This is a genomic window from Sodalinema gerasimenkoae IPPAS B-353 (genome assembly GCF_009846485.1).
In the GTDB taxonomy this organism is placed as follows: domain Bacteria; phylum Cyanobacteriota; class Cyanobacteriia; order Cyanobacteriales; family Geitlerinemataceae; genus Sodalinema; species Sodalinema gerasimenkoae.
Window position 1 is genome coordinate 1988790 of the sequence record NZ_ML776472.1, and the last position, 13734, is coordinate 2002523.

The following is a 13734-nucleotide window of genomic DNA, read 5'->3' on the forward strand; positions in this document are numbered from 1 at the left end:
GGCAGTAGCCAAGAGGGGGGTTTAGGTTTTGGGGTGCTCTGGGAGGTGGACGGTAAAGCAACTGCCTTGGCCGACTTGAGTTTTGACGGTTAAGGTTCCCTTGTGGGTTGAGGCGATGGCTTGGGCGATGGCTAATCCTAGGCCGGAACCGCCGCTGTGCCTAGAGCGATCGCCCTGTACTCGGTAGAAGCGATCAAAAATGCGTTGCTGTTGGTCTGGGGGAATCCCGATTCCTGTATCTTCAACTCTAATCTGGATTAGGCCGTCATGCTGTTGCACGCTCGTGGTCACTGTTCCTCCCTCCTGGGTGTATTGAATGCCATTGGCAACGAGATTGGCAAACAGACGATATAACTGTTCCTCGTCGCCCCAAATCCAGAGAGGGTCGCTGCGTCCCTGACGCTTTAACTGTACCTGGCTGGCAATGGCCAAGGCGGCAAACTCTTCCAAGACTTCATCCACCAGTAGGTTGACGTCACAACGGGTCTGGGAAACTCGCTCAATCTGTAAGTCAATGCGAGACAACAATAACAAGTCCCGAACTAAATTCCCCAAACGACTGGTTTGGCGCTCAATCACTCCTAAGGTATGACCCATCTCCTGCTGGGATAGATGGGGTTCCCCGAGGCTAAACTCTACCGTGGAGGCGATCGCCGCTAAGGGGGTGCGCAATTCATGAGCGGCATCAGCGGTAAACTGCTGCACCTGACGATAGGAGTCATAAACTGGTTTCATGGCCACCCCGGCCAGCCACCAACTGGCCGCTGCAACCCCCAGTAATCCTAGGGGTAAACCAATCAGCAATGTCCAACCCATGCGCCTCAACCGAGCCTCATACTCATTCAGAGATTGTCCGACTTGGATATACCCCCAGGGATCTTGAGACTGAGTTTTCAAAAATACGGAGACTTGGCGATAGGAGGTTCCCTCAGGGGTGACAATCGTCATCCAGGGATCGACCCCGAAACCATCTGCCAATAGTTCTGGCGCTTGCCCCACCGTGGCAATGAGTTGACCCGAGGGATCTACCAAACGGATATAGTAGTCGTCCTGTTGTACCACACCCGCCAGATGCCGTTCCCCAAGGGAAGAGGACTCGAAACAATCCAGCTCACGCACACAAACTAATCCAGGCAGAAAATCCTGAATCATCGGTTCAATCTGTCCCGGTTCTTCTAACGCCGGTTCGATACCATCATGAAGCGTTCCCGCCACGCTCCCTAACTTACGATTGAGGGAGAGCCAATGGTCTTGAGCCAGGACGGTATAGAATCCTAGACCACAGAGACTTAAAATTACCCCCATGATCAGGGTGTACAGTCCTGCTAGACGTTGCCGAGTCAGCAAAAAGACGTGATGGCGATTCATTGAGGAACCCGTAGACAATAGCCAATGCCATGCACGGTTTCAATTAACCCTTCACCGTGGTACTGTCTGAGTTTCCGTCGTAGCAGCCGCATTTGTGCCGGAACCACATTACTGGTGGGGTTAGCTTGCATGGACCAGACTTGATTCATAATCTGATCGCGGCTGAGGATTTGATTGGGATGCTGCATCAGATATTCTAAAAGCTGAAACTCTTTAGCGGTCAAAGCAATAGCGTGAGACTGTCCTTGGGCATCGCGGAGGGTAATGCTGAAGGTTCCATAGTCTAGGGTAAGGTTACCGAGGGTCAGGTGCTGGGGTTTTAGGGATTGCGATCGCCGTTGTAAGGCCCGCACCCGTGCTAACAATTCGGCATTGCTAAAAGGTTTGACGAGATAATCATCCGCCCCAGCATTAAGTCCTGCCACTTTATCGGCGACCTGGTCTTTTGCCGTCAGCATCAACACCGGCAGACTGTTGTTTTGCTGACGTAACCGTTGACAGAGTTCGAGTCCCGACAACCCCGGTAAGAGCCAATCCAGGATGGCTACCGCGTAATGGGTCCAACCCTGTTGCAGATACTCCCAAGCGGTGTCTCCATCTTGCAACCAATCCACCACGTATTTTTCCCGAACTAACAGTCGTTCGAGAATTGCGCCGAGATCGGGTTCATCTTCGACTAATAGGATTCGCATAACCGTAAGAGTCTGAGGTTTAGCTGACACCCGGACGCGGATTTCATAGCAATTTTATTTGACCTTGCTAAGTTCCCAGAGAGAGGTAATTAACCGACTCTGTATGGGTTTTTCAGCTTTTCAATATATCATTAAATCACTTCTAAATCTAGGTCACACTCCCCTTATTGCCCCACTGCTCCAGGCTAAAGCCTAGTTGTCCTTTACAGAAAACATCGCCATGAGATCAGCTACCCAAACAGCCATATTGATTGTGCCAGGCATGGGGAGTAACCACTGTGCCGGGTTGGTCAGCACCTCTCTGAATCGCCTCGATGGGGTGAGCCAGGTGCGCACTCAAATTACTGACCATGAAGTAACAGTGACCTTTGACGCCCAGCAGTTGACCCCTGAAGACTTGCGCCAGGCTGTGGAACAGGCAGGCTATGACGTTGCCCAGGTACGCAGTGCTACTGAAGGCCAACAGTTGGTCTTGACCGTGCCGGGGATGGGCAGCAACCACTGTGCCGGGCTGGTGCGTACCTCCCTGGAGCGGTTAGCGGGCGTGAGTGAGATCCAACCTCGGGTGCCGGATCGGCAGGTGCTGGTCAGCTTTGACCCCCAACAGGTGGGGGCCGATGCCTTGCGCCAGGCGGTAGAGCAGGCGGGCTATGAGGTAGCCCAGGTAGCCCCAGTAGGAGAACCTGAGGCAGCAGATGAGGACATCGAAACGGCCTATCTCAAGGCGGCCAAGGGTAAGCTGACCCTGGCGGCGGTTCCCACAGCGATCATCATGGGGCTGATGCTGGTGCATATGTTGTGGGTCGAGATTCCGGGTTATTTGTTGATTGTGGCAGTGCTGGCCTTTCCAGTGGTGTTTGTGGCGGGGGCCAGCACCCATCGCTCAGCGAAACGATCCCTGCTCAATCGCACCGCCAATATGGATGTGCTGATCAGCATGGGCAGTTTACCTCCCTACCTGATTGGGTTGGTGGGGTTTGTCTATCCCATGACCTCATTTATGGAGATGGCCTCCACCATCATGACCTTTCATCTGCTGGGACGCTATCTAGAAACCCTGGCCAAGGGGCAGGCTTCTCAAGCGATTCGGGCATTGCTGACCTTGGGAGCTAAGACCGCGCGGGTCCTGCGGAACGGGGACGAGGTGGAGGTGCCCGTGCAGGAGTTGGCTGTGGAGGATGTGATGGTGGTGCGTCCTGGGGAGAAAATTCCGACCGATGGGGAGATTGTGGAGGGCACAAGCCACATCGATGAATCCTTAGCCACAGGGGAATCGGTGCCGGTGGAAAAGGGGCCAGGGGAGATGGTAATGGGAGCAACCCTGAACCAGGAAGGGCTGTTGCAGGTCAAAGCCACCCGAGTGGGGTCAGATACCTTTTTGTCCCAAGTGATTCGCCTGGTGAAGGAAGCCCAAGGCTCCCAGGTGCCAATTCAGGAATTTGCTGACCAGGCCACGGCCTATTTTGTGCCGGTAGTGATGGGGATTGCCTTACTCACTCTACTAGGGTGGTGGTTTTTTGCCGAGACTCTACGGCCAATTTTAGAGTGGGGTGCGAGCTTTCTGCCTTGGGTGGATCCAACATTGAATTCGTGGCTGCTGGGAATTTTGGCTGCGATCGCCGTTCTGGTGATTGCCTGTCCCTGTGCCCTAGGGTTAGCCACTCCCACCGCCTTGATGGTGAGTTCTGGCATGGGGGCCAAACGGGGCGTGCTGATTCGCTCTGGGGACGCGATTCAAGTGATGAAGGATATTCGCACGGTGGTGCTGGATAAAACCGGCACCATCACCCAGGGGAAACCGGCCCTAACCGATGTACAAGTGATTGGATCCAACTTGTCCCGACAGCAGTTACTGCGGGCCGCCGCCAGTGTAGAAGCAGGCTCCGAGCATCCCCTGGGGCAGTCGATTGTCCAGGGAACCCGAGACGAAGGGATAGAGATTCCCACCGTCAGTCAGTTCCAGTCCCTCACCGCCCGAGGGGTGCAGGGATTGGTCGAGGGTGAGCTAGTACGGGTGGGCAGTCGCCGCCTGCTACAGGAGGCTGGGATCTCTCCCCAACCCCTCGAAGCCGCCCTGGCTGAGCTAGAGGCCCAGGGCAAAACTGCCATGGCCGTGGCTATTGGCGACCAAGCCACTGGGGTGATCGCCGTTTCGGATACGGTCAAGGCTGACTCTAAAGCAGCCATTGCCAGCTTTAAAGCCCAGGGAATTACCCCGGTGATGGTGACGCGACAACGAACGAACCGCCCAGGCGATCGCCAACGAAGTGGGGATTGACCGGGTGCTGGCGGGGGTGCTACCCGAGGGTAAAGTGGACGCCATCAAGCACTTACAGCGCAAACATGGCAAGGTGGCCATGGTGGGTGACGGTATTAACGACGCACCCGCCCTGACCCAGGCAAATGTAGGCATTGCCATCGGGGCTGGGGCCGATGTGGCGATCGAGGCCGCTGATGTCACCCTGGTACAGGGGGAACTCTCCAAGGTAAACGAAGTGTTTCAGCTCTCCCGGGCCACCTTCGGCAAAATCGTGCAGAACCTGTTTTGGGCCTCCATCTACAATCTATTAGCGATTCCCATCGCGGCTTTGGGTCTCCTGCATCCGATGATTGGGGTGGTGGCTATGACCGCCAGTTCGCTCTCAGTAATTGGCAACTCGATGCTGCTGAAGCGATTGACGTTTGAAGAGCCATCTAAGAGTTGACAAACTCTAACTCAACAAATGTCAATTTTCCTCCCCGCTCTGAAGAGGCGGGGCTTCCAATCTCCCGACTATTCTCGTGAGACAGTTCTCATGGCATTGAGAGTTGCAAACTGTCTCAACAAATGGTCTAACCTGCTCCCTACAGGTCATACCACTCCTGTCGCCAAGCTTCCATTTGGTCGATTTCAGCCTGCTGAGCACTAATGATGTCGTCGGCGAGGTCTTGCATTTCAGAGCGATCGCTCTTTTCCTGTAAGTCCTGGGCCATCTCAACAGCGCCCTCATGGTGGAGAATCATGGCGTTGATAAAGCGCAAGTCAAACTCTTCATCTGCCGGTCCGAGATCCATATCCATGCGCATGGCCGCAGCCATCTCATCACTCATGGCCATGTCGTGGTCCATCTCCTCATGGTACATAACCGGTTCTTCGGGAGCCTCAGGATACCACTCTTCTCGCCATTCCCGCATCTGGGCAATTTCCCGCTCCTGTTCGGAAATAATGTCCGTCGCCAACTGGATAATTTCGTCTCGCTCGGAGTTTTCTAACGCGGCCTCAGCCATCACAATTGCCCCTTCATGATGCACAGTCATGGCGTCGATGAAGCGTAAATCATAGGTAGCATCGGCGGGTCCGAGATCCATATCGTGCATCATGTCCTCGTGGGCCTCCATCATGCACTCGTGGTCATCCACCATACATCCATGACCATTCATCATACCTTCATGGTCATCCGTCATGCCTTCATGACCATTCATCATGTCTTCATGGTCTTCCATCATGGCATTGGGATCACCGGCGGCCGTATCTTGGGGTTCCTCGGCGCACCCCCCTAGCAAGCCACCTAAGGGTAATAGACCCGCTACCGCTATTCCCCAAAAAAGATTATTGCGTCGTATCATGAGTCGCTCTCCTAACTATCGTTTCAAAGCCTGGGGTTGAGGGGGACAATACACCCAAAACGGGGACAATACAGCCCCAACCCAGTCCCACTTATTATAAATACCTAAATAATATAAAAAGTCAACCCCAGATGAATGAATTGGCGGTCAACAGGAGACAGGATTAGCTCAGCGAATGGGGGGCGATCGCTTAAGGGTTTACTAACAGTAAACAGCAAATTTCATGGCAATTTTATTTGGTCTTGCTAAGCTCTCATGGTGAGGTTGTTAACCGATTTTGTATAGGCCACCTGCCTCAATATCGCCATGATGCCTGATTACTCCCCAGTCTCTATGCAACGCTGTTTGTCCAGCCTTTTCGTGTCTCTCATGCTGGCTTGGCCGGCCCAGGTCTTGGCTCACCCCGGCCATGATCATGGCGCGGAATTTGAGCTAGACTCGCCCATGACGACAACGCCCGATCAGGGGATTGAGGTGGATGCCGAGACGCAACAGCGACTGGGATTAGTCATCGAACCGGTGCAGCGGCAGGTTTTGGAACTGGGGATCCAGACCACCGCCGAGATTGAAACCGAACCCAACCGCCGAGTTTCCGTCAATGCCCCCGTTAATGGGGCCTTAGTGGAACTATTAGTGCAGCCGGGGGATTGGGTGGCTCAAGGACAAGCCCTGGCGGTGGTGAAAGCCCCCGAGTTGATTGATTTACGGGTGCGATCGCAACAAGAACAAATTCAGCGCGACGGGGAACTGCGCCAGGCCCAAGCCAGCCTCACCTTAGCTCAACGCAATTATGAGCGACAGCAGCAGATTAGCCAAACAGAAATTGACGCCGCTGAACGTCAGGTGCAATTAAGCCAAGAACGCTATGACCGCGATCGCGAATTGGCCGCAGCGGGGGCGATTCCCCAGCAACAAGTTTTACAGTCCCAAGCCGAGTTAGCCCAAGCGCGTCATCAACTCAGCCGCGCTCAGGGCCGTCAAGACCTCTTAGAAGCCGAAGCCGACCTTGATCGCGCCCAATCGGCTGTGGAACAGTCTCAATCCCAACTCAATCTCAGCAGCCGCGCCTATGACAGTCGTCTCGAACAACTCAACAGTCCCGCCGATGACCAAGGACGAGTTACCGTCACTGCTCCCATTTCGGGAACAATTGCCCAGCGTCACGTGAGCCAGGGGCAAACGGTCGAAGAGGCGGTTACCCCTTTGTTGGAGATCATCAATGGAGAACGCCTGTTGGTGACGGCGGATGTTCACGAACGGGATATCGCTGAGATTTCTGAGGGACAAGGGGTGCGGGTTACCGTCGCCAGTCAGCCGGGACAGGTGTTTCAGGGTTGGGTGACGATTATAGGGTCTGCCATTAACCCCGACAGCCGCACCCTCCCTGTGACCGCTGAATTAAGCGATCGCAGTGACTCCCTCAAGCCAGGACTGTTTGCCGAGTTGGAGATTCTAACCGATCGCACCTCAGAGGCCGTTCTCACGGTTCCCAGCACGGCTGTGGTTGAGGCCAACGCTCAAGAGATGGTCTTTGTACAAAATGGCGATCGCTTTGAACCGGTGGAGGTCACCACCGGCGACACGGCGGGCGATCGCATCGTCATTGAGCGTGGTTTGTTTGAGGGGGATCAGGTCGTTGTTCAGGGCGCGCTACAACTCTATGCCCAATCCTTGCGGGGTGGGGATGGGCCTGTTCCAGACCATGACCATGACCATGAACCAGACGCGTCATCCGAGGACGGCTCAGGCTCGTCTACCTGGTTCCTCGTCGGGGCCGGAACCCTCGTCGTTGTGGCCTTTGCCCTGGGGCGGGGATCTCGCCGGGATGTCTCCCCAAGCTCCATTACCCTAGAGGATGTCCTAGAGCAGCCCGAGGAGGAGTCAGAATCCCGAGAAACCGTGGGGAGGAACTAAGTGATGCTTAACCGCATTCTCCATTGGTCGATCGCCCATCGGGTCATCATTGTCATCCTGGCCGTTCTCCTAAGCCTCATCGGCAGTTACAACCTGCGCCAGATGCCTCTCGATGTCTTCCCTGACTTCGCCCCCCCACAAGTAGAAATCCAAACGGAGGCCCCAGGATTAGCCCCCGAAGATGTCGAAGCCCTCATCACCCTCCCCATTGAACGGGCCATGAATGGGATTGCGGGGGTGACCACCGTGCGATCGACGTCCATTGCCGGAACCTCGGCGGTGCAGGTGATTTTCTCCTGGGATACAGATGTCTACCAAGCTCGACAACTGATTACCGAGCGACTTCAACAAGTCCAAGATCAGCTCCCTGAGGGCAGTGAAATGCCCCACCTCTCGCCCCTCAACTCCCCCCTGGGCATTATTCTGCAATATGCCATCACCGCTGAGGACACCTCCCTGATGGAGTTATGGCAACAGGTCGATCGCCAGGTCAAACCCCGACTGCTGGCGGTTCCCGGTGTGACCCAAATTACTCTCTTTGGGGGAGATGAACCTCAATATCAGGTTTGGGTGGATCCGGAGAAACTCACCGCTTTGGGAGTTAGTTTAGAGGCCGTCAGCGAAGCCGTGGCCGCCGCCAATCAGAACGCTCCGGGAGGCTTCTTAATTGATAGCGATCAGGAATTGCTCATCCGTGGCCTAGGACGGATTCAGGACCTGGACGATTTACGAGAGGCGGTTATCAGCAGCCGCCAGGGTCGTCCGATCCGGGTGGGGGATGTGGCTCAAGTCCAGCTCGGGGCAGCTCTTAAGCGGGGGAATGGGGGTCTCAATGGGGAACCGGCGTTGGTGCTGTTGATTAACAAGCAACCTCTGACGGATACGCTGCAAGTCACGGAAGCGGTAGAAGCCGCGATGGAGGAAATCCGCCTCAGTTTGCCTGAGGATGTCACGATTCGCCGTAGCTTCCGCCAAGGGGATTTTATCGAAGCGTCCATTACCAATGTCAGCCAATCCCTACGAGATGGGATTGTGATTGTTTCTGTGATTTTGCTGCTGTTTCTGATGAACTGGCGCACGGCCCTGATTACCCTCAGTGCAATTCCCCTGTCCCTCTTGATCTGTTTAATGCTGCTCAATGGTTTCGGCTTAACGGTCAATACCATGACCCTCGGCGGATTGGCGGTGGCCATCGGCTCAGTGGTGGATGATTCGATTGTGGATATGGAGAACTGTTATCGGGGCTTACGACACAATCAACAGTCGGACAATCCGAAAACGCCGTTACAGGTGGTCTATGAAACCTCGGTGGAGGTGCGCACCAGTGTGTTGTTTTCCACGGTGATTATTGCGGTCATTTTTGCGCCGATTTTTTCCTTAACGGGGGTTGAAGGACGGATTTTTGCCCCGATGGGGATTGCCTATTTGCTGGCGATTTTTGCCTCAAGTTTGGTGGCGTTAACCCTCTCCCCGGCGCTCTGTGCCCTCTTACTGGCCAATTGTCCTTTACCCGATGACGAGACCTGGATGGCCCGCAGCAGTCAACGGCTGTATCGTCCGCTGCTGTTAATGGTGCTGAATCGGCCGGCCTGGATTCTCTTTGGGGCGGGGGCGGCCTTGGTGGCGGCGTTGGTCGTGCTGCCGAGTTTGGGACGGGTGTTTTTGCCGGAGTTTCAGGAGCGATCGCTGGTGGTGTCGCTGGATTTGTTTCCCGGAAGTTCTCTGGCGGCCACCGATCGCACGGGCTTTGCAATTCAAACGGCTCTCAAGGAGGATCCCCGCTTTGAGACAATTCAGATGCGATCAGGCCGCAGTCCCGGAGATCCCCATATTGTGGGTTCCAATTTTGCGGAGTTAGATATTGAGTTGAGTGCGGCAGGAATGGTGAACCGGGACGAGACGCTGGCAGCACTGCGCCAGGAGTTGGCTCGGGTTCCTGGGGTGGCGGCGAATGTGGGGGGCTTTATTTCTCACCGCATGGATGAGGTGTTGTCGGGGGTTCGCAGTGCGATCGCGGTGAAGATTTTTGGCCCGGATTTGGCGGAGTTGCGCCGCTTGGGTACGGAGGTGCGATCGCAGATGGCCTCGATTGAGGGGGTGGTGGATTTACAGTTAGCCCCGCAATTGCCCATCCGTCAATTGCATATTCAGTTTAATCGTTCGGCGGCGGCCCGTTACGGTGTGACGATCGCCAGTCTTTCGCAAACGGTGGAAACCGCCCTCAATGGACGAGTGGTGTCCCAGGTGTTAGAGAACCAACAGATTCTCGATGTTGTGGTTTGGCTCCCTCCCGAGGCCCGCAACACTCTCGGTCAGATTCAAGATTTACCGGTTGATACTCCCAGTGGACAACGGATTCCCCTGGGACAATTGGCTCAGGTGGAGTATGGAACGGGTCCGAATTTGATTCGCCGTGAGGATGTCTCCCGTTTGATTGTGCTGTCGGCTAATGTGGCGGAACGAGATTTGGGAACGGTGATTGAGGAGATGCAAGACACGATTGCAGCACAGGTGACTTTTCCGCCGGGCTACTTTATTCAATATGGAGGACAGTTTGAGTCGGAACAAGCCGCTCGGGAGAATTTGTTGCTGTTTGGGGGGATGGCGATCGCGGTGATTGCAGTATTGATGTATGTGACGGTGCGATCGCTCCCCGCCACAGTGATGATTCTCTTAAATCTGCCCTTGGCTTTGGTGGGTGGAATTCTCTCGGTGGCCTTGGGGGGCGGGATTCTTTCGGTGGCCTCGTTGGTTGGCTTTATTACCCTGTTTGGGGTGGCCACTCGCAATGGCCTGTTGTTGGTGGATAACTATAACCGCAAATTGGCATTAGGATTGCCCCTGCATCGGGTGATTTTTCTGGGATCTACGGAGCGGTTAACGGCGATTCTCATGACGGCGTTCACGTCTGCGTTGGGGATGTTACCGCTGGCCATTGGTGTCGGCCCGGGACAAGAGATTTTACAACCGTTGGCGATCGTGGTGTTGGGGGGCTTATTTACCTCCACCGCCTTAACTCTGTTGGTGTTACCGGCGTTATATGCCCAGTTTGGCCGAGGGTTAGTGCCGCAACATCTCCCGTCGCGGGAGCCTCCTGCAAAGACTCTAGTGCTTAGCCAGGGAGGTGAGACGGGACGCTCTCGGTAACTGTTACAACTGCGTTATTAATTTTTGATGAGGTCTGACGATGAAAATTTCTATTTTGGGGCGATCGCCCGTAATGGTCACGCTGGTTTTATTGACCAGTGTTTTGACCCTCACGGCTTGTACAACTGAGGATTCTACCAATGGTGATTCTCCCACAATTCTGACTGAAAGCGAGGGAGGGCAACCCCAAGAAGGGCAACCCCAAGAGGTTGATATGGAATCGTCATCCCACCCAGAACTGGACTCATCCAATGACCATTCAACCCCCAGTTATGGCGGTCAAGCGGGCAGCGAGCGTAGCCGAGCTGTGGTGGAAACGGGAGACTATCATCTAGAACTTGTCCCGATTCCAGAAGGGTCTGGCATTCACCTAGATTTCTATTTGCAAACCGGAGACGATCATCGAACGATTCCTGATGCAACAGTAACAGCTCAAGTTCAGTTACCAGACGGCAGTGACCTAGAGATTCCTATGGAGTATGATGCTCCCGGAGAGCATTATTTTGGCTTTCTTCCCAGCCAGGCTCCAGGAGATTATACCGTCGTGATGTTAACCGAAGTGGAGGGAACCCGAACCAATGCCCGGTTCCGCTTCAGCCAATAAACTCTAACATCAACGTCGTTTTTTCTGTAGGTATCATGGCGAAATTGTGATCCCTACTTTGTTTTCATCTATTTTTTATATTCTCTCGATATGCTAGTGAACATAACCATCACTAACAACCTTAAATTTCATGCCTAATTTTAAACAAGTTTTCATGCTAAGTTTGAGTCCCCTCTGGATTTTGATCCTCTGGATTGGCTTCTCTAGCAAATCTCCTGCACAATCGGTCCCATTTAATATATCAGCGGTTGATTTAGTTCAATTGGCCCGCAATGGCTATTTAAGAGAACAGGGAATTCCTCAGTTTAATCGACTCGCATCTGCCTATCGTAGCGGCGATATTTCGGCAGACGATGTCATCCAGGCGGCGATCGCAGACAATCGACTCTCTCCCGGAATCGCAGATGATCCCGGTTATCTCGAAACCGTTGACCACTTTTTGGATGATCTCGATCGATAACCGTTAGCTTAAAAAACAACTGGGCGACCGACACCGGCCGCCCAAAAAATAATAAGGAAAATTAAATTTATAAACAGATAACAATTAGCTCGTTTGCCCCCGCTCTAATCCCAGTGATTTTGTGGTTTCTTGAAGTTTTTTCCAAAGTGCCTCTACTTCTCGAAATGCCAAATCTGGGGGCAGTTTGCCACTGGTTTCTAAACAGCTAATATAACCAATCTTTTGGGCGAATTCTTGCAGATTCGCGTCAAACAATAAGACTTCAGGATGCTCAGAGGTGACGTGACCATGGTAGGGGCGTTTGGTTGTCAAAAAGTTGGAGTGGGTCATCATAGCCTCCTGTTATTATGGTGAAACAATTAATGCTATTCCCTAATCAGCTCTAATTTGCCTTGGAATCGCTGTATCTTCAGTCCGTCAATGGATGTCTTGCGACATTATTTCAATTGTTGTCTTAACCCTATCATAACCTTTTTTACAAAACGGTGTGTTTAGATACCAAGGTCATGGCTTGTTTTGCAACAAATCTAAATGGTTTCTCCCTGAATATTTCAGTCCTATCGAGTCTGAGTTCAGTTCAGTTTGAACCGTATTTCAGTATTCTTACTGATAATGGGGATCGCGAACCCTAGGGACGTTTGAAGAGAAGATCTTAGGCGATCGCCCCCTAGTCCAAGGTTGGGGTCAATGGACAACTTGCCAAGTCCATAGGTTAAACTAGAAGGCAAACGTTGAGGAGAAGTCTATGAACCGTTCATTGCGTCTAACCCCAGTTTTGGGAGCTGCGATCGCCGCGCTGATGTCCATTGCGCCTCCAGCCGCCGCCCAAATCTCCGAGTCAGAGGTCACCGTTCCTGGACTTGAAACCCGGCGCCTGCGGACCTTAACCATTCCCGAAGCCTTTGAACGGGGGTTTTTTGAACATAGCCGTGACTTCTTCCGCAACCGCAGTATTCCCAGCCAGATTGACTCCCTACTCTTTAACTTTCCCGAAAATAACATCTCGCGGGATGGACGACTTGTGAATATCCTGCACCGGGATATCATGCGCCAACAACTGACCAACGATCCCCTCATCCGCACCCCCGACTTAGCAAATCCTTATAATACCTCCGTCGATACGATGAACCGAACCGGAGAAACCACCCCCCTTCGTGGTAGCGAGTTCTTCCTCGACTAGCCTCACCATCAACGCATAGCACAGGGCGATCGCCCCCTAGGGCCGCCCTGTTGGCGTTTTCAGACGTTAAGTAAAACAGTGGGCGGTGCAGGAGTTGAACCCGCCTGAGGCGAATTATGAGTTCGCTGCCTAAACCGCTCGGCCAACCGCCCAAACAACAGAAAGGGGACTCACCGTTTCTCGTGACCCCATACTCGATTCTAGCGCGATCGCCGGAATTTCAGCTAGGGGGCCGAGAAAATTCCGGGTTGCGTTCTGGCCCAAACGGATCTCAAACGATAAAATGGTGCGAAACCTGAGCTAGGCTAACGGCCCGCTCACAGCATCCTGGCGGTCACAGCACCGCCTCAATGATAAATCTAAGATCTCAACGGGACTCACAACCATGAAATTTAACTGGACTGTCTTTTTAACCATCACCCTCCTGCTAATGATGATGGGCGCTGGGGTGTTCAGTGCCATATGGGGCTTTTCCCTGGGACGAGAAGCCCTCAAAGGGGTAACTCAGCCGGAATTTCGACCGGGGAGTAATCTCAGCAATCGTCCTGAAAACGAGTCCAACAGTAACAATCCGCGCTTTCTCGATGAAGACGATATCTTACGGGAGGTTGAAGCGCAAATTCAAAGTCATCAGCCCGAGGTTACCCCTCACAGCGCCTAGAAAACCACCTTGTCCAAACTAAGAGGTACGAGTCCACGACTGCTCTTCAAGCTTGTGAGCAATCGCGTCAAGCCACGAATATCCCGCCCTTGCTCCCTCTCT

At 53.5% G+C, this 13734-nt stretch carries 10 protein-coding genes, 1 tRNA gene and 1 pseudogene; 7 read left to right on the forward strand and 5 right to left on the reverse strand.

Annotated features, from left to right (window positions below; all coding sequences use genetic code 11):
• Nucleotides 1-21: 21 nt before the first annotated feature.
• Nucleotides 22-1368 carry a two-component system sensor histidine kinase RppB gene (rppB, locus tag L855_RS08630; protein ID WP_159786820.1) on the reverse strand — a complete coding sequence of 449 codons (1347 nt, stop codon included), beginning with the start codon at nt 1366-1368 and terminating at the stop codon, nt 22-24.
• Nucleotides 1365-2060: a two-component system response regulator RppA gene (gene rppA, locus L855_RS08635; protein WP_159786823.1), complete on the reverse strand. Its 696-nt coding sequence runs from the start codon at nt 2058-2060 to the stop codon at nt 1365-1367. The genes rppB and rppA overlap by 4 nt, the downstream gene beginning before the upstream one ends.
• Before the next feature lie 220 nt (nt 2061-2280).
• Here rppA and L855_RS08640 point away from each other — a divergent pair.
• Nucleotides 2281-4609 (forward strand): annotated as a pseudogene (locus tag L855_RS08640) (heavy metal translocating P-type ATPase); the annotation flags it as partial.
• Nucleotides 4610-4904: 295 nt separating this feature from the next.
• Here the strand turns inward: L855_RS08640 and L855_RS08645 are convergent.
• Nucleotides 4905-5666 carry a DUF305 domain-containing protein gene (locus tag L855_RS08645; protein WP_246198772.1) on the reverse strand — a complete coding sequence of 254 codons (762 nt, stop codon included), beginning with the start codon at nt 5664-5666 and terminating at the stop codon, nt 4905-4907.
• Nucleotides 5667-6035: 369 nt separating this feature from the next.
• Between L855_RS08645 and L855_RS08650 the strand changes: the two genes are divergently transcribed.
• The 4 genes from L855_RS08650 to L855_RS08665 all read left to right on the forward strand — a co-directional run bounded on the left by L855_RS08650 (nt 6036) and on the right by L855_RS08665 (nt 11791).
• On the forward strand, nt 6036-7580 hold the full coding sequence (locus L855_RS08650; RefSeq protein WP_159786826.1) for an efflux RND transporter periplasmic adaptor subunit: 1545 nt from the start codon (nt 6036-6038) through the stop codon (nt 7578-7580).
• Between the two features lie 3 nt (nt 7581-7583).
• Nucleotides 7584-10727: an efflux RND transporter permease subunit gene (locus L855_RS08655; RefSeq protein ID WP_159786829.1), complete on the forward strand. Its 3144-nt coding sequence runs from the start codon at nt 7584-7586 to the stop codon at nt 10725-10727.
• 40 nt (nt 10728-10767) lie between these two features.
• A complete protein-coding gene (locus tag L855_RS08660; protein ID WP_159786831.1) occupies nt 10768-11331 on the forward strand; it encodes a hypothetical protein in 564 nt (187 codons plus the stop codon).
• A 130-nt stretch (nt 11332-11461) separates the two neighbouring features.
• Entirely contained in the window at nt 11462-11791 is a 330-nt protein-coding gene (locus L855_RS08665; RefSeq protein ID WP_159786836.1) for a hypothetical protein, read from the forward strand.
• An 84-nt stretch (nt 11792-11875) separates the two neighbouring features.
• Here L855_RS08665 and L855_RS08670 read toward each other — a convergent pair whose 3' ends face one another.
• Complete coding sequence (locus tag L855_RS08670) at nt 11876-12124, reverse strand: DUF7219 family protein (protein ID WP_192925014.1); 249 nt, start codon at nt 12122-12124, stop codon at nt 11876-11878.
• 412 nt (nt 12125-12536) lie between these two features.
• Here L855_RS08670 and L855_RS08675 point away from each other — a divergent pair, with 412 nt between their 5' ends.
• Nucleotides 12537-12971 carry a hypothetical protein gene (locus tag L855_RS08675; protein ID WP_159786839.1) on the forward strand — a complete coding sequence of 145 codons (435 nt, stop codon included), beginning with the start codon at nt 12537-12539 and terminating at the stop codon, nt 12969-12971.
• 79 nt (nt 12972-13050) lie between these two features.
• Here the strand turns inward: L855_RS08675 and L855_RS08680 are convergent.
• Nucleotides 13051-13123: transfer RNA gene (locus L855_RS08680), tRNA-Ile, on the reverse strand.
• A gap of 233 nt (nt 13124-13356) precedes the next feature.
• Between L855_RS08680 and L855_RS08685 the strand changes: the two genes are divergently transcribed.
• The gene (locus L855_RS08685; protein WP_246198773.1) at nt 13357-13632 is read left to right on the forward strand and encodes a hypothetical protein; all 276 of its coding nucleotides are present in this window, start codon (nt 13357-13359) and stop codon (nt 13630-13632) included.
• Nucleotides 13633-13734: the final 102 nt, after the last annotated feature.

Coding starts and splice junctions, on each gene's coding strand:
- rppB (WP_159786820.1), bottom strand. CDS start 1,368: ATGAATCGCCATCACGTCTTTTTGCTGACTCGGCAACGTCTAGCAGGA.
- rppA (WP_159786823.1), bottom strand. CDS start 2,060: ATGCGAATCCTATTAGTCGAAGATGAACCCGATCTCGGCGCAATTCTC.
- L855_RS08645 (WP_246198772.1), bottom strand. CDS start 5,666: ATGATACGACGCAATAATCTTTTTTGGGGAATAGCGGTAGCGGGTCTA.
- L855_RS08650 (WP_159786826.1), top strand. CDS start 6,036: ATGCTGGCTTGGCCGGCCCAGGTCTTGGCTCACCCCGGCCATGATCAT.
- L855_RS08655 (WP_159786829.1), top strand. CDS start 7,584: ATGCTTAACCGCATTCTCCATTGGTCGATCGCCCATCGGGTCATCATT.
- L855_RS08660 (WP_159786831.1), top strand. CDS start 10,768: ATGAAAATTTCTATTTTGGGGCGATCGCCCGTAATGGTCACGCTGGTT.
- L855_RS08665 (WP_159786836.1), top strand. CDS start 11,462: ATGCCTAATTTTAAACAAGTTTTCATGCTAAGTTTGAGTCCCCTCTGG.
- L855_RS08670 (WP_192925014.1), bottom strand. CDS start 12,124: ATGATGACCCACTCCAACTTTTTGACAACCAAACGCCCCTACCATGGT.
- L855_RS08675 (WP_159786839.1), top strand. CDS start 12,537: ATGAACCGTTCATTGCGTCTAACCCCAGTTTTGGGAGCTGCGATCGCC.
- L855_RS08685 (WP_246198773.1), top strand. CDS start 13,357: ATGAAATTTAACTGGACTGTCTTTTTAACCATCACCCTCCTGCTAATG.